The sequence below is a fragment of the Streptomyces sp. NPDC031100 genome, from assembly GCF_055570785.1.
The window spans coordinates 289,859-305,021 of record NZ_JBVIGN010000008.1 but is presented as its reverse complement, the minus strand read 5'-3'; the positions used below and the strand labels follow the sequence as shown (position 1 = coordinate 305,021).

Here is a 15,163-nt window from a genome sequence, read left to right as displayed (position 1 = left end):
CGGGGGAGAGGTTTGTGCCCGTCGTGCCTGCGTCCATCATCGGCCCGGTCCGTGAGGAGTTCCTCGCGTCGCTGCCCGGTCGTGAGGACACCCACCCCCTGGGCTGTCACAATCCGCGTATCCCGGACGGGGTCGTCTTCGACCGGATCGTGCTCGCCCTGGTATCCGGGATGGGCTATGAGCGCGTCGCCGACGAGGCGTGCTCGGCGACCACGATCCGGCGGCGCCGCGACGAGTGGATCGAGGCCGGGGCGGGCGCCGCCCTGGCCCGGACGGTGCTCGCCGCCTACGGCCGGATGGTCGGGCTGGAGCTGGAGGAACTGGCCGCCGACGGCTGTATCACCAAGTCACCCTCCGGGGGCGAGTGTTCCGGAAGGCCCCCGGTGGACCGGGGCAAGCAGGGGCAGAAGCGGTCCCAGCTGACCGACGGCTACGGGATACCGGTGGTCACCGTCCCGGCCGGGGCCAACGTGCCTGGCCACACCCTCGTGCCCGAAACCCTCGACGAGTTCGCCGCCCTGGCCCACGAGCTGGAGCACGTTCCCGAAGACCCGAAGCTGAGCGTGGACGCCGGCTATGACTACCAGCCGGTCTACACGGAGCTGGCTGAGCGCGGCATCACTGCCAAGATCACCAAGCGTGGCACCAAGACCCCGATCCAGACCGACGGCCACTGGGTTGTGGAGCGCACGAACTCGTGGATGAACAACTTCGGCAAGCTCCGGCGCAACACGAACGTCGCGGGATCTGCACCGAGTTCTACCTCGCCCTCGCCACAGCAATCATCACGTGCGTAGCCTCATCCGGCGGGCCTGGTACACCCACCGCTGGGACACCCGCCCGGCCAGCCCCCGCCTCCGATAGCCCCAGCTCACCACCTACTGACGGACGCTCTTACGGCCGCCCACGGTGCTGGAACCACTCCGGCGCCAGTATTGACATCACCGTCGCGTCCACCCGCTCGCCCTCCCACAGCAGTGCGTCGCGCAGTACGCCCTCGGGGACGAACCCCACCTTCTCGTACACGCGGCGGGCTCGCGGATTGAAGGCGTAGACCTCCAGCGAGATGCGGTGCAGACGCAGCTTCTCGAAGCCGTAACCGACGATCAGCCGGGTCGCCTCCGTCCCCAGGCCCTGCCCGTAGGTCCCGGGCACGAAGCAGATGCGGAAGCTGCAGCTTTCGTTGCCCGGGTCCCACTCGTTGAGCACCACCTCGCCGATGACGTCCCCCGTCGCCCGGTCGACCACGGCAAGGTCCAGCCGGTCGTCCTGATCCCGACGCGTGCCGTACCAGGCGCGTATCCGCGGTTCGTCAGGCTCGCCGTGGCCATGGCTACCGGTCAGCCGTGATGCCTCCGCGTCCCGGAACATCGGCATCAGCGCGGTCACGTCGTCCGCCGTGATCGGCCGGAGCAGCACCCGTTCCCCGGCCAGCGTGGGCTTGCTGAGGAAGTCGGGGCTCGGAGCACCTCGAACGTGATCAACCATGACCGCATTGTGTCCGGCCATCCCGGCCGGCGTCCTCCTGTTATCCGCCACACGACCGAGTCACCTTTGGCTTCGGGACGGCATGGTGAGAGCGCATCACGCAGGTCGGCGGCCGATCGCCAGCAGGTGGGAGCTCGCCGCGAGCAGCTCCGGGTACGGCTCGGCCAGGCGGGCCGCGGTCAGCGCCGACTCGAACAAGGGTGAGCCGATGAGCGATTGGCCCGTGTGCCGTTCGGTCGCCGCCAGGAGCGACCAGGCCGGGCCCTCGATGCCGTACACCTGGGCATCGCCGAACCTCGCCGCGGCCACCTCGTCGCGCAGCTGCTGACCGCTGTGGAAGTACGCCGCGGTGAACGCCTTCTTCCCGTCGTGGACCTGCGTGGCCAGGATGCCGCCGATGTTCTTCCGCATCGACTCCTTGTGGAGGTGCGCGAAGGCGGTGTGTTCGAAGAGGGAGGCGTACCGGTTGATCCCGGCCGCCGCCAGAAGCCCTCCCGGCTTGAGCACCCTGTAGGCCTCGGCGAGCGCCTGGTCCCGGTCGGCGCGGTCGATCAGGTGATACAGGGGCCCCAGTACGAGGACCACGTCGTACGAGGCGTCCTGTGCGGTCAGCCTCCGGGCGTCGCCCAGTTCGACGGAAGCTCCGGTCTGCTCGGCCTGCTCCATGTGGCGGGGAACCGGGTCGACGAGGTGTACGGCGTACCCGTCCTCGACCAGCCATCGGGCATGAGCACCGGGCCCGCCACCGACGTCGAGAATCCTGGCGGGCGGTCCGGGGAGGTATCGGCGCAGTAGTTCCTGCGTGCGTACCATCTCCAGACAGCCATCGGCAGTGGCGGTCAACCGGTCCGCCTCGTCGATGGTCTCGCTGTAGAACCTAATGATCTCCGGCGCTACCTCAAGGCTCCTCATACGGAGCATTCTGGGGCTCACCGGTGGACCAGTCCAGTAATCGGAAGTGCGCACCATGCCGCTGCTGAAGTACGAGCAGATCGCCGAAGATCTGCGCACCCGGATCGCGAACAGCGAATTCGGCCCAGGCGACCTGTTGCCTTCAGGCCGCGACCTCGCCGAGCAGTGGGCTGTCTCGCGGGCCACTGTCGTCAAGGCCTATGACGTACTACGCAACGACGGCCTGGTAGCGGCCCGCCAAGGCTCCGGCTTCACGGTCGTGGAGACTCCGATCGCCCGACCGGCGGGCGGGCGCCGCGCGGGTTCCACTCGCCTGTCCGGCGGCGCCCCCTACCGACGCCTCGGCGTCCCCGACCGTACCGTGCCGCCTGCTCACATCGCCGATGCTCTGGGACTCGAATCCACCGAGGAGGCGCTGCGCCGCGTACGGCTGGTGCTACTGGACGACGGAGCGCCGCACAGCCTCGTGACGGCCTGGTTCCCGCTGCCGGTCGCTGACGCTGCGCCGCGGCTGTCGATGAAGGGGCCGATCGCGGAGGGCACCACACACTATGTGCGTCGCCAGACCGGCCGGTCCCCGGCAGAGGGAGTCGACGTCACCACCGTACGCCTGGCCACGGACGAAGAAGCGCATCTTCTGCACGTGCAGCAGCCGACAGCCGTGGCAGTCGTGCTGCACACGGCCTTCGATCAGAACCGCAAGCCGCTTGTGTGCGAAGAGGGCGTGACGGCGTCACACGCTTTCGAACAGATCGACAAATACCCCATGCAGTAAGCGAACTGGTGCTCCCTTATCTTTTCGGTACAGCTTGACTGGACCGGTCCACCGGTCCAATCTCTTCTCAACGTAGTGCAGTCGTGCCATCCGGTTCCCGTGCGGCCTCAAACCTGAGAAGGAGCGCCGACACATGCAAACTACAACCCCAGCGCTAGGCGCGGCGAAGCAGTTCCGAGACGCCCCGCCGGACCTCGCCACGATGCGCGAGACCGTGCTCTGGCTGCTGGACCCGGACGCCACTCCGGAGGCGCTGCCGCCGGCCCCCGCCGAACTCGGCGCGCTCGCCCTCCAGTTGCGCGGGCACTTGGACCTCCTGATGCCCGAAGTCGAGGCCGCGGCCCACAGGCTGCCGAAGGACAGCATCCCGAGGTACTGCGCGCTCGCCTGCCTGGGCGAGGCCCAGGAGCGGCTCCGCGCCGAGCCGACCCGCAGGTACGGCGGCGCCATCGGCCACGCCCGCCGCCTGGCCCGCGTCCTGAGCGCGCTGTGCGACCACTACGAGAACCTCGATAAGGCCACACCGTGAAGACGACCGTCGGCCTACTCGTGTACGTGACGGTCGTAACCGGCCCAGTCCGCGGGTCAGGGCCGCACCGCCAAGAACACCCCTTCCGCCAGAGGATCGCACCCTCCGGGCGGAAGGGGCGCCCGATCCCGTTCCCAGCCCGCCCTTCGACAGGTCGAGCTGCCGGGAAGGGCACTCAAACCTTCGGCTACTTCCTCCACCACCGGCCCAACAGCAAGGCACGCACCACGCCCTGATGACCAGCACGGTCGACCGGATTCGCGCCCAGGGGCTTCGACGTCGACGAACGGCTGCGGGGCACGGCGGCCGAGTGCAACCCACCAGCGTGCTGCGGCGACGGCCCGTGCTGCTTTCGTATAGGTGCGTTCAGGATAGTGCGCCCACACGCGCCGGAGCGCGCCTGATCACCAGCGCCATCAACGCCGCCGCCGCGCACAGGGTGCCGGATGCGTACCAGACCATGTCGTAGGTGCCGAAGACGTCGCGGGCGACGCCGCCGAGGAAGGCGACGAGGGCCGCGCCGACCTGGTGCGAGGCGAGGACCCAGCCGAAGACGATGGCGCTGTCCTCGCCGTACTGCTCCCGGCACAGGGCCAGCGTGGGCGGGACGGTGGCGACCCAGTCGAGGCCGTAGAAGATGATGAAGAAGATCATCGGGGGGTGCACGGACGGCCCCAGCAGCATGGGGAGGAAGAGGAGCGAGATGCCGCGCAGGGCGTAGTAGACGGCGAGCAGGCGGCGCGGTTCGAAGCGGTCGGTGAACCAGCCGGAGGCGATCGTGCCGACGACGTCGAACACACCGATGACCGCGAGCAGCGAGGCCGCCGCCGTGACGGGCATGCCGTGGTCGTGGGCGGCGGGCACGAAGTGGGTCTGGATCAGGCCGTTGGTGGACGCGCCGCAGATCGCGAAGGTGCCGGCGAGCAGCCAGAACGGGCCGGTGCGCACGGCGGAGGAGAGGACCGTGAGAGTGCGGCGGGCGGCTCCGGTGACCGGCGCGGGCTTCGGTACGAACTCCTGCGCGCCGTACGGCTTCAGGCCCACGTCGGCCGGGTGGTCGCGCAGCAGTATCCAGACGAAGGGCACTACGGCGAGCGCGGCGAGGGCGACCGTCACGGCGGCCGGGCGCCAGTCGTAGGACTCGACCATCCAGGACAGCAGCGGCAGGAAGATCAGCTGGCCGGAGGCGGAGGCGGCGGTGAGGATGCCGCTGACCAGCCCGCGCCGCTCGGTGAACCACCGGTTGGTGACCGTGGCGGCGAAGGCGAGGGCCATCGAGCCCGAGCCGAGGCCGACCAGCAGCCCCCAGCACAGCAGCAGCTGCCAGGCCGCCGTCATCCACACGGTCAGGCCGGAGCCGAGCGCGATCACCGTCAGCGCGACGGCGACCACCCGGCGGATGCCGAAGCGGTCCATCAGCGCGGCGGCGAAGGGCGCGGTGAGGCCGTAGAGCGCGAGGTTGATCGAGACGGCCGCGCCGATCGTGCCGCGCGACCAGCCGAAGTCCTGGTGCAGGGGGTCGATGAGCAGGCCGGGCAGGGAGCGGAAGGCGGCCGCGCCGATGATCGTGACGAAGGTGACGGCGGCCACGAACCAGGCGCGGTGGATGCGTTTCCTCCGGGTGGGCGGGGCCTGGACCGGGGCTGCGGCTTCACTTGTCTGAGTCACGTCATCGAGGGTCCTGTGTCCGGTCCCGTGTATCGAGTGGCCCGAAGGTCAGCATTCGTTAGGATCGGGCCATGACTGTCGGACAGGGCTTCCGCCCGCACCGGATCGCCGTCCTCGCGCTGGACGGCCTGCTCCCCTTCGAGCTGGGCATCCCGCACCGGATCTTCGGGCGCCCGAAGGATGCCGAGGGGCGGCACCTGTACGAGGTGGTGACGTGCTCGGTCCGGCCGCCCGGCCCGGTCGAGACGGACGCCGACTTCGCGGTGCAGGTCCCGCACGGCCCCGAGGCCCTGGAGACGGCAGACACGGTGATCGTCCCGGCGTCGTACGAACTCGGCCCGGTCTACGAGGAGGGCAGGCTGACCGACGAGCTGTCCGCCGCGTTCGCCCGCATCCGCCCCGGCACCCGCCTCGCCTCCATCTGCACCGGCGTGTACGTCCTCGCCGCCGCGGGCCGCCTCGACGGCCGCCCGGCGACCACCCACTGGGCGGACGCCGACCGCTTCCAGCGCATGTTCCCGCGGATCAAGGTGGACGCGGACGTGCTGTTCATCGACGACGGTGACGTGCTGACCTCGGCCGGGGTGGCCGCCGGGATCGACCTGTGCCTGCACATGGTGCGCCGCGACCACGGCACGGCCGTCGCCAACGAGGTGGCCCGCCGCACGGTCGTCCCGCCCCACCGCGACGGCGGCCAGGCCCAGTACATCCACCGCCCCGTCCCCGACCCCCAGCTCGCCACGACCACCGCGGCCCGCGCCTGGGCCCTCGGCCGCCTGCACGAGCCGATCCAGCTGCGGGACCTGGCCGAGCAGGAGGCCATGTCGGTCCGCACCTTCACCCGCCGCTTCCGCGAGGAGGTCGGCATCAGCCCCGGCCAGTGGCTCACCCAGCAGCGCGTCGAACGCGCCCGCCACCTCCTGGAGTCCACCGACCTCTCCGTCGACCAGGTGGCCCGTGACGCCGGCTTCGGCACGGCCCAGTCGATGCGCCAGCACCTGCAGCAGGCGCTGGGGGTGACGCCGACGGCATACCGGCGGACGTTCCGGGCGCGGGTCGACGGGTCGGTCTAGACAGCCGGCGCCCGCAGGGGACACCGGGCACCGGCTGCGGAGACCCGGACACCGGCTGCGGAGACCCAGGCACCGGCTCTGGACCCCCGCCCCGCCTCAGAACGTCAGCACCGCCCGCGCCACCCGCCCCGCCTCCGCCTCGGCCCGGGCCTTCTCGAAGTCCTCCACCGGATAGGTCGCCGTCACCAACTCGTCCAGGAGCAGCCGGCCCTGGCGGTACAGGTCGGCGTACAGGGGGATGTCCCGCTGGGGGCGCGAGGAGCCGTAGCGGCAGCCGAGGACGGACTTGTCCAGGTACAGGGAGGAGACCAGGAAGGACGCCTCGGCCGTCGCCGCGGGGACCCCGAGCAGGATCGCCTGGCCGTGCCGGTCGAGGAGGTCGACGGCCTGGCGGATCAGCTCGACCCGGCCCACGCACTCGAAGGCGTGGTCCGCGCCGTTCGGCAGGATGTCCCGCACGCCCTCCGTGGAGGTCAGGAAGTCCGTCGCGCCGAACTGCCGCGCCGTCGCCTCCTTCGCCGGATTCGCGTCCACCGCCACGATCCTGAGCGCGCCCGCGATCCGCGCGCCCTGGATGACGTTCAGACCGATGCCGCCCGTACCGATGACGACCACGCTGTCCCCGCGGTCCACCCGGGCCCGGTTCAGCACAGCCCCCACGCCGGTCAGCACCCCGCAGCCGATCAGCGCGGCCGACGGCAGCGGGATGTCCTTCGGGATCCGCACCGCCTGCACGGCCTTGACGACCGTACGTTCCGCGAACGCCGAGTTGGAGGCGAACTGGTGGACGAGCCGCTCGCCCCGCGTGAACGGCTTCCCCGGCCGCCCGATGGCCCGCCGGCACATCGTCGGCCGCCCCCGGTCGCACTCCGGGCACGCGCCGCAGTTGGCGAGCGTGGACAGGGCCACATGGTCGCCGGGGGCGACATGGGTGACGCCCGCGCCGACCGCCTCCACCACTCCGGCTCCCTCGTGGCCGAGCACCACCGGGACCGGGAAGGGGATGGTGCCGTCCACCACCGACAGGTCGCTGTGGCACAGGCCCGCCGCCGAGATCGCCACCAGCACCTCGCCGGCCCCCGGGTCCCTCACCTCCAGGTCGTCCACCACCTGGACCTGATGGCCGTCGAACACCACACCACGCATCACACGACCCCCTTCGGCTCTCTCGGCAGGCCGAGCACCCGCTCGGCGATGATCGTGCGCTGGACCTGGTCCGAGCCGCCGTAGATGGTGTCGGCCCGGGAGAAGAGGAACAGGTGCTGTTCGGGGTCGAGTTCGTACGGCGCCGACGGCGACCAGTCCACGGGCCCCGCGGCGGCGGCCCCGCCCCGGACCTGGACGGCCAGCTCGCCCAACCGCTGGTGCCAGTTCGCCCACAGCAGCTTGGCCACGCTGGGCGCGCCCGCGTCGCCGGAGCCGCCGAGGGTGCGCAGGGCGTTCCAGCGCATGGTGCGCAGCTCGGCCCACTGCCGCACGAGCCGCGCGCGCACGACCGGGTCGTCGACGGCACCGCTGCCCACCGCGGTCCGGATCACCCGCCCCAACTCCTCGGCGAACCCCACCTGTTGAGCGACGGTCGACACCCCCCGCTCGAACCCCAGCAGGCTCATCGCCACCTGCCAGCCCTGCCCCTCTCCCCCGACGAGATGCTCCACCCGCGCGCGTGCCCCGTCGAAGAACACCTCGTTGAAATCGCTCGTCCCGGTCATCTGCCGGATGGGCCGCACCTCGATACGCCCCGGCTGATCCATGGGCACCAGCAGAAAACTGAGCCCGCGATGGCGGCGGGACGCTGAATCGGTCCGGGCCAACACGAAGCACCAGTCGGCCTCGTGGGCGAGGGAGGTCCAGATCTTCTGCCCCGTGATCCGGTAGTACTCCCCGTCCCGCACCGCCGCCGTACGCACCCCGGCCAGGTCGGACCCGGCGCCCGGTTCGCTGTATCCCTGACACCACATCTCCTCGCCCCTCGCGACGGGCGGCAGGAAACGACTCTTCTGCTGGTCCGTGCCATGGGCGATGAGGGTGGGCGCGAGCAGGTTCTCCCCGATGTGCCCCGAGCGCGGGGGCGCGGCCGACCGCGCGTACTCCTCGGCCCAGGCGACCTGCTGGGTGAGCGTGGCAGTCCGGTTCCCGTACCCGCCCTCGGCCCAACCGATGCCGATCCAGCCGGCCTCACCGAGGGCCTTCTCCCAAGTACGCCGGTCTACGGCGCGGTGGGCATGCGCGGCCAGCCACGCACGGGCCTCGGCACGGAAGGCGGCGTCCTCGGCGGTGAATGCAAAGTCCACAGGGTCTCCTTTTGACGCCGGATGCGCTCCGACTCAGGCGTTGGGACGCTCGCCCCGCGCAGCGGCACGTTCCATCGCCTGCACCTGCGCCAGCATCGGCATCGGATCCACCCCCACCGACCCCGGCAGAACCTCCGCGATCCGCTCCGGCGTCCAGGCCCCCTCGCCATACACGGCACGGAGTTCACGTGGCTGCGCCCACACCGCGATCTTCGACCCGGCGACGGTGTACACCTGCCCCGTCACCCCCTGCTCCTTCGCGGAGTGGGACAGCAGGTACACCACCAGCGCGGCCACATCCTCCGGCTCCCCGATCTCCGTCAGCGCCATGGGGACGTTCGCCGACATCCGCGTACGAGCGACCGGCGCCACCGCGTTCGCCGTCACCCCGTACTTGCTCAGGCCGAGCGCGGCACTCCGCACCAGTGAGATGATCCCGCCCTTCGCCGCGCTGTAGTTGGCCTGCGACACGGAGCCCTGATGGTTGCCGCTGGTGAACCCGATCAAGGTCCCCGTCCGCTGCTTCCGCATCACCGCCGAGGCGGCCCGGAAGACGGTGAAGGTGCCCTTGAGGTGGGTGGCGACCACCGGGTCCCACTCCTCCTCGGACATGTTGAACAGCATGCGCTCGCGCAGGATCCCGGCCACGCAGACGACTCCGTCGATACGGCCGTACGACGTCACCGCCGCGTCCACGACCCGCTGCCCACCCGCCATGGTGGAGATGTCGTCGGCCACAGCGATCGCCTCGCCCCCAGCCGCCTCGATCTCCTTGACGACGGCCTCGGCGACCTCGCTGGTGGGCGAGGAGCCGTCCACGGAGACGCCGAAGTCATTGACGACGACCTTCGCTCCCTCGGCGGCAGCCGCACACGCGACCGCGCGCCCGATGCCCCGTCCGGCGCCCGTCACGGCGACCACCTTGCCTGCCAAGAAGTTCCCCACGCCCGGCCCCTTCCCGCGGTTTCTGACGGACCGTTAGATTTTATGGCCCGCCAGATGCGTGGACACAAGCCCCGGGGAGGCATCTGATGTCACTGCCCGCCGAATTCCATGAGATCGCCAAGCGCGTGAGCAACTGGGGGCGTTGGGGGGCGGACGACGAGATCGGCACCCTGAACCTGATCACCGACGAGGTCGTCCGCGAGGCCGCCGCCTGCGTCCGCACGGGCCGGCGCGTCCCCCTCGCCCTCCCCCTCCGACAGGACGGCGTGCAGACCGGGATGATCCCGGGGCGGGTCAACCCGCTGCACGCCATGGTGCAGATCAACCAGGAGCTGTTCGGGCCGGGCACGGTGGCGTGCAGCGACGACGCGGTGACCATGGGGCTGCAGGCCGGCACCCACTGGGACGCGCTGACCCATGTCTCGCACTCCGGGAAGCTCTACAACGGCCGCCCGGCGCACACGGTCACCGCGCACGGCGGCGCGGAGTTCAGCGGCATCGACAAGGCGCGGCACATCGTCTCGCGCGGGGTGCTGCTGGACGTGGCACGCGCGCGTGGCGCGGACCGGCTGGCGGGCGGCCACGCGGTCACGCCGGAGGACCTGGAGGCGGCCGAGGAACTCGCGGGGACGCGCGTGCGTGCCGGGGACATCGTGCTCGTACGGACCGGGCAGGTGCAGGTGTATCTCGCCGGGGACAAGCACGGGTACGGCTATCCGTCGCCGGGGCTCTCGGTGCGCTGCCCGGAGTGGTTCCACGCGCGCGATGTCGCCGCGGTCGCCAACGACACGCTCACGTTTGAGATATTTCCGCCCGAGATCGACAATCTATGGCTGCCCGTGCACGCGCTGGACCTGGTGGAGATGGGGATGCTCCAGGGGCAGAACTGGAATCTCGAGGAGTTGTCCACAGCCTGTGGAGAAGAAGGGCGGTACACGTTCCTGCTCTCGGCGATGCCGGAGCCGTTCGTCGGCGCGACGGGGACGCCCGTGGCTCCGATCGCGGTCCTGTGAAGTCGGGTTGGCGGCGCGCCCCCCTGTACTCGACCTCGCGCCGCCACCCGGTGCGACCCACACTCGACGAGGACCGCCGTCATCCGCGCCCTCGCCGTCCCCTCGCGGCGAATCGTCGCCCACAAGCGTGTTCAAACGGTCACAAGCCGTCAACACCGGTTCAGCGATTTATTACGTACGCCCGATTCATCATGACCGCGCACGGGTGCATCCCCGGCGCACCGTCCCGGCGGGGCCTACACCGCTTCGAAGGCGAGATCCTCGTACGCGGACCGTCCGCCCCCGTACGCCATCGCTGCGCCCTCCCCGGGCTGCGAGCAGCGGTCGAGCTCGCACCAGATGCTCTTGCCGGAGCCCTCCGGTCTCCAGCCCCAGCGGTCGGCGAGGCAGTCGACGAGCGCCAGACCGCGGCCGCCGGTGGCCTCACCACCCGGGCAGCGCCGAACGGGCGCACAGGAGCTGGTGTCGGCCACCTCGAGCCGTACGGTGGAGGATTCGACCGTGTCCGAGGGCAGGGACAGCCGCAGCACGGCCGGACAACCGGTGTGCACCACAGCGTTGGTGACCAGTTCCGAGACGAGCAGGATCAGCGTCTCGGCGAGCGGCTCGTCGGCCTCTATACCGGACCCGGCCAGGCGCGAACGGGCCCACCTCCGGGCTCGCCCCACCTCCGCGGGGTCGGGCCGGACTTCCAGCTGCACCTGAAGTACCTGCACCGCTCACACCATCCGAACCGGCGGACGCATGACCTCGCGCCACGCGCACACCGCGACGAGGGCCACGATCGTAGCCATTCTCTGCATGGCCAGAACAACGGCCAGCACAAGGGTCACGGACCGTGACTCCCGTGCGAGACAGCATGGTTGACGTACAGTCACCCCAACAAGCGCTTCGGGCATATTCCAGCGCGAAGGAGTACTCGTGCGGGATACTGTGCGACGCTCATCACAGGCAGTCGAACAGGCCGACTCCGGCATCACCCCAGGGGCAATACCGGCACGGCTCGCGCTCGCAGCCACTCGCATCCCACACAAGGTACCGGAGCAGGCGCCCGACTCCGGGATGTGACGAGTCACGCGAAGGACACAACCCGGTATCAACGCTCCGTGATTCCGGTACGCCACGATCCGCGACATCCTGGGCCAACGGTTTCCCGGCGGACCAGCACAGCGCACCGCCGAACGATCAGGCCACCAGATCAGCGGCCAACGCTTCCTCACTCTCCGTGCTCCCACCGCCACGTTGGGCCCGCACCCAGGCCCGTTTGAGATGCAGATGGACTTCCGCCTCCCAGGTGAAGCCCATGCCGCCGTGCACCTGGAGGCAGTCCCGGGCCCCGCGGACGGCGGCCTCGTCGGCGAGCAGCCGGGCCGCGGCGATGTCGGCGGGGTCGGCGGTCACGGCGGCCGCGTAGACCGCGGCGCGGGCCGTCTCGGCGCGCACCAGCAGGTCGGCGCACAGGTGTTTGACGGCCTGGAAGGCCCCGATCGGCTGCCCGAACTGCTCACGCGTCCGGGCGTGTTGCGCGGCCAGCTCGCACGCGCGCGTGGCCGTGCCGAGCTGCTCGGCGGCCGTGAGGAGCACGGCCACCGGGTCCGGTGCGCCGTCGGCGCCGGGAACACGGTGCAGGGGCGTCAGAGGGTCAACCGAGCGCAGGGGTACGGCCCCGGAGGCGTCCCCGTCCACGGCGTCCGCCGCGTCCAGCCACTCCGCGAGCGAGCCGTCCACCCGGGCCACCACGGCCTCCCCGGCGGCCGCCCCGGGTACGGACCCGGCGGCGAGGTGGGTGGCCAGCACGGGCCCGGGCAGCAGCGCGCGGCCGGTCTCCTCGAAGACCAACACCGCTTCCGGCAGCCCCAGTCCGACCCCGCCCGCCGCCTCCGGCAGCCGCAGCGCGAACAGGCCCGCGGCCCCCAGCTCCCGCCACAGCTCCCGGTCCAGCCGCCCGGGCCGGGCCACGGCCGCCCGCAGCGCGTCGGCGCCGAACCGGCGCTCCAGCAGCTGCCGTACCCCGGCCCGCAACGCCCGTTGCTCCTCGGTGAGTCGGAAGCGCACGGTCACCGTCCCTTCGGCAGGCCGAGGATGCGCTCGGCGACGATGTTGCGCTGGATCTGGGAGGTGCCGGCGGCGATGGTGTACGACAGCGAGGAGAGCCGGTCCAGGACCCAGGGCCGGTCCAGATCCAGGCTGTCCGGGCCGAGCACCTCGGCGGCGGTGTCGTACAGCTCCTGACGGGCGTGCGAGTAGCTCAGTTTGAAAACCGAACCCCCGACGCCCGGGAACCCGCCGCTCGCCTCCGCCTCGCTCACGTTCCACTGGGTCAGCCGCCACAGCGCCCGGAACTCGGCATGGAGCCGCCCGAGCCGCCGGCGCAGTTCCGGGTCGTCCCAGCGGCCGTTCTCCCGTGCCGTGCGGGCGAGTTCGCCCAGCACCCGGCGGCAGGCGACGATTTCGCCGACGAAGGCGGTACCGCGCTCGAAGGACAGCGTCACCATGGTCACGCGCCAGCCGTCGTTCTCCGCGCCCACCCGGTTGGCGACCGGCACCCGTACCTCGTCCAGGAACACCTCGGCGAACTCCGCCGACCCGGCGAGCGTGCGCAGCGGCCGTACGGTGATGCCGTCTGCGTCCATGGGCATGGCCAGCCAGGTGATGCCCTGGTGCTTGGGCGCCGCCGGGTCCGTGCGGACCAGCAGCTCGCACCAGTCGGCGACCTCGGCGTGCGAGGTCCAGATCTTGGACCCGCTCACCACGTAGTCGTCGCCGTCCCTCCGCGCGCGCGTGCGCAGCGCGGCGAGATCGGAGCCCGCCTCCGGCTCACTGAACCCCTGGCACCACACCTCGTCCCCGCGCAGGATCGGCGGCAGCCAGCGCGCCCGCTGCTCGGCGGTCCCCTCGGCGGCGATGGTCGGACCGGCGTGCAGCAGCCCGACGAAGTTGGCCCCCACATAGGGCGCACCCGCCTTCTCCGTCTCCTCCAGGAAGATCAGGCGAACGCTCGGTGATCCGTCCCAGTGGACGTCGGCGTACCCGGCGTCGTACAGCATCCGCTGCCAGCCGAGGTCGTACGCGCGCCGGCCCGGCCAGTCGTCCGGGGACGGCTTGGCAGGGAGGGTGGGCAGCGCCTTGCCGAGCCACTCCCGCAGCCGGGCCCGGAACTCCTCCTCTTCCGGTGTGTAGGAGAGGTCCATCACCGATCGAGGTCCAGGTCGAGCATGCGGATGGCGTTGCCGCGCATCAGCTTGTACACGGTCTCGTCGTCCAGCCCCTTCACATGGTCGAGGGCGACCTCCTTGGTGTGCGGGAAGGTCGAGTCGACGTGCGGGTAGTCGGTCTCGAAGGTGGCGTTGTCGCGGCCGACGACGTCCAGGGAGGCGACCCCGTGCTTGTCGCGGAAGAAGCAGCAGAAGATCTGCCGGTAGTAGTACGTCGACGGCGGCTCCGGGATCAGGTCCCGCACCCCGCCCCAGGCGCGGTGCTCCTCCCACACGTCGTCGGCGCGCTCCAGGGCGTACGGGATCCAGCCCATCTGCCCTTCGGAGTAGGCGAGTTTGAGGACGGGGAACTTCACCAGCACCCCGCTGAACAGGTAGTCCATCATCGAGGCCATCGCATTGTTGAAGCTGAGCGAGGCCTGGACGGCGGGCGGCGCGTCCGGGGAGGCGGCGGGCATCTGCGAGCTGCTGCCGATGTGCATGTTGACCACCGTCCCCGTCTCCTGGCACACCGCGAAGAACGGGTCCCAGTACCCGGAGTGGATGGACGGCAGCCCGAGGTAGGTGGGGATCTCGGAGAAGGTCACGGCGCGCACCCCGCGCGCGGCGTTGCGCCGGATCTCTGCGACGGCCAGCTCCACATCCCACAACGGAATGAGACACAACGGGATCAGCCGTCCCCCGCTGTCCCCGCACCACTCCTCCACCATCCAGTCGTTGTAGGCGCGCACACAGGCAAGGGCGACCTCCTTGTCGTGCGCCTCGGCGAAGGTCTGCCCACAGAAGCGCGGGAAGGTCGGGAAGCAGAGGCTGGCCTCGACGTGGTTGAGGTCCATGTCCGCGAGCCGCGCCTTGGGATCCCAGCAGCCACGCCGCATCTGCTCCCGGGTGATCCCCTCCAGGGTCATCTCGTCCCGGTCGAAGCCGACGGCGGCGATGTTGCGCTTGTACGGGAACTTCAGGTCCTCGTAGATCCACCAGTCCGTCGGCTGGCCCTCCGGGTCCATGGTGATCTGGTACTTCCCGCCGACGTACGCCAGCTCTCCGATCCCGGCGGTCAGCGGCTTGGGCCCCCGGTCCCGGTACTTCGCCGGGAGCCAGGTCTCGAAGAGGTGGGCGGGCTCGATCACGTGGTCGTCGACGCTGATGATGCGGGGCAGTTCGGTCATGGATCCCCCACCTGCTACTGATCTGATGGACCGTCAGATTCACCTTCTCCAGCAGGCTAGCCGCACACCCCTGGACCGACAA

The 15,163-nt window shown here is 70.7% G+C and carries 14 protein-coding genes and 1 pseudogene; 5 read left to right on the top strand and 10 right to left on the bottom strand.

Annotated features, from left to right (window positions below; genetic code table 11):
* Positions 1-14 precede the first annotated feature (14 nt).
* Positions 15-864 (top strand): annotated as a pseudogene (locus ACZ5DS_RS24045) (transposase).
* A 30-nt stretch (positions 865-894) separates the two neighbouring features.
* On the opposite strand, the gene ACZ5DS_RS24040 reads toward ACZ5DS_RS24045, so the two are convergent.
* Together ACZ5DS_RS24040 and ACZ5DS_RS24035 are read right to left on the bottom strand one after the other, a co-directional pair.
* On the bottom strand, positions 895-1,488 hold the full coding sequence (locus tag ACZ5DS_RS24040; protein ID WP_468241951.1) for a GNAT family N-acetyltransferase: 594 nt from the start codon (positions 1,486-1,488) through the stop codon (positions 895-897).
* Between the two features lie 96 nt (positions 1,489-1,584).
* Positions 1,585-2,400, bottom strand: coding sequence for a class I SAM-dependent methyltransferase (locus ACZ5DS_RS24035; RefSeq protein ID WP_468241949.1), 816 nt, complete (start codon positions 2,398-2,400; stop codon positions 1,585-1,587).
* A 55-nt stretch (positions 2,401-2,455) separates the two neighbouring features.
* Between ACZ5DS_RS24035 and ACZ5DS_RS24030 the strand changes: the two genes are divergently transcribed.
* Together ACZ5DS_RS24030 and ACZ5DS_RS24025 are read left to right on the top strand one after the other, a co-directional pair.
* Entirely contained in the window at positions 2,456-3,175 is a 720-nt protein-coding gene (locus ACZ5DS_RS24030) for a GntR family transcriptional regulator (RefSeq protein WP_468241947.1), read from the top strand.
* Between the two features lie 133 nt (positions 3,176-3,308).
* The gene (locus ACZ5DS_RS24025; protein WP_468241944.1) at positions 3,309-3,704 is read left to right on the top strand and encodes a DUF6415 family natural product biosynthesis protein; all 396 of its coding nucleotides are present in this window, start codon (positions 3,309-3,311) and stop codon (positions 3,702-3,704) included.
* A gap of 366 nt (positions 3,705-4,070) precedes the next feature.
* Here the strand turns inward: ACZ5DS_RS24025 and ACZ5DS_RS24020 are convergent, their stop codons facing one another.
* Complete coding sequence (locus ACZ5DS_RS24020) at positions 4,071-5,372, bottom strand: MFS transporter (RefSeq protein ID WP_468241942.1); 1,302 nt, start codon at positions 5,370-5,372, stop codon at positions 4,071-4,073.
* A 71-nt stretch (positions 5,373-5,443) separates the two neighbouring features.
* On the opposite strand from ACZ5DS_RS24020, the gene ACZ5DS_RS24015 reads away from it, so the two are divergent.
* Positions 5,444-6,445 (top strand): GlxA family transcriptional regulator, encoded by a 1,002-nt coding sequence (locus ACZ5DS_RS24015; protein ID WP_468241940.1) that lies wholly within the window; start codon positions 5,444-5,446, stop codon positions 6,443-6,445.
* A 96-nt stretch (positions 6,446-6,541) separates the two neighbouring features.
* Here ACZ5DS_RS24015 and ACZ5DS_RS24010 read toward each other — a convergent pair whose 3' ends face one another.
* From ACZ5DS_RS24010 to ACZ5DS_RS24000, 3 genes are read right to left on the bottom strand one after another with little or no spacing between them, the layout of a single operon-like run.
* On the bottom strand, positions 6,542-7,591 hold the full coding sequence (locus tag ACZ5DS_RS24010) for a Zn-dependent alcohol dehydrogenase (RefSeq protein WP_468241938.1): 1,050 nt from the start codon (positions 7,589-7,591) through the stop codon (positions 6,542-6,544).
* Positions 7,591-8,739 carry an acyl-CoA dehydrogenase family protein gene (locus tag ACZ5DS_RS24005; protein ID WP_468241936.1) on the bottom strand — a complete coding sequence of 383 codons (1,149 nt, stop codon included), beginning with the start codon at positions 8,737-8,739 and terminating at the stop codon, positions 7,591-7,593. Before ACZ5DS_RS24005 ends, ACZ5DS_RS24010 begins: the two co-directional genes overlap by 1 nt.
* 33 nt (positions 8,740-8,772) lie before the next feature.
* Positions 8,773-9,684 (bottom strand): SDR family NAD(P)-dependent oxidoreductase, encoded by a 912-nt coding sequence (locus ACZ5DS_RS24000; protein WP_468241934.1) that lies wholly within the window; start codon positions 9,682-9,684, stop codon positions 8,773-8,775.
* An 86-nt stretch (positions 9,685-9,770) separates the two neighbouring features.
* Between ACZ5DS_RS24000 and ACZ5DS_RS23995 the strand changes: the two genes are divergently transcribed.
* Positions 9,771-10,697, top strand: a complete 927-nt coding sequence (locus ACZ5DS_RS23995; protein ID WP_468241933.1) for a cyclase family protein — start codon at positions 9,771-9,773, stop codon at positions 10,695-10,697.
* 236 nt (positions 10,698-10,933) lie between these two features.
* On the opposite strand, the gene ACZ5DS_RS23990 is transcribed toward ACZ5DS_RS23995, so the two are convergent.
* The 4 genes from ACZ5DS_RS23990 to ACZ5DS_RS23975 form a co-directional block, all read right to left on the bottom strand.
* On the bottom strand, positions 10,934-11,398 hold the full coding sequence (locus tag ACZ5DS_RS23990) for an ATP-binding protein (RefSeq protein ID WP_468242182.1): 465 nt from the start codon (positions 11,396-11,398) through the stop codon (positions 10,934-10,936).
* Positions 11,399-11,882: 484 nt separating this feature from the next.
* Positions 11,883-12,752 (bottom strand): acyl-CoA dehydrogenase family protein, encoded by an 870-nt coding sequence (locus ACZ5DS_RS23985; protein WP_468241932.1) that lies wholly within the window; start codon positions 12,750-12,752, stop codon positions 11,883-11,885.
* 2 nt (positions 12,753-12,754) lie between these two features.
* Positions 12,755-13,888: an acyl-CoA dehydrogenase gene (locus ACZ5DS_RS23980; protein WP_468241930.1), complete on the bottom strand. Its 1,134-nt coding sequence runs from the start codon at positions 13,886-13,888 to the stop codon at positions 12,755-12,757.
* Positions 13,888-15,081: an amidohydrolase family protein gene (locus ACZ5DS_RS23975; RefSeq protein WP_468241928.1), complete on the bottom strand. Its 1,194-nt coding sequence runs from the start codon at positions 15,079-15,081 to the stop codon at positions 13,888-13,890. Before ACZ5DS_RS23975 ends, ACZ5DS_RS23980 begins: the two co-directional genes overlap by 1 nt.
* Positions 15,082-15,163 lie beyond the last annotated feature (82 nt).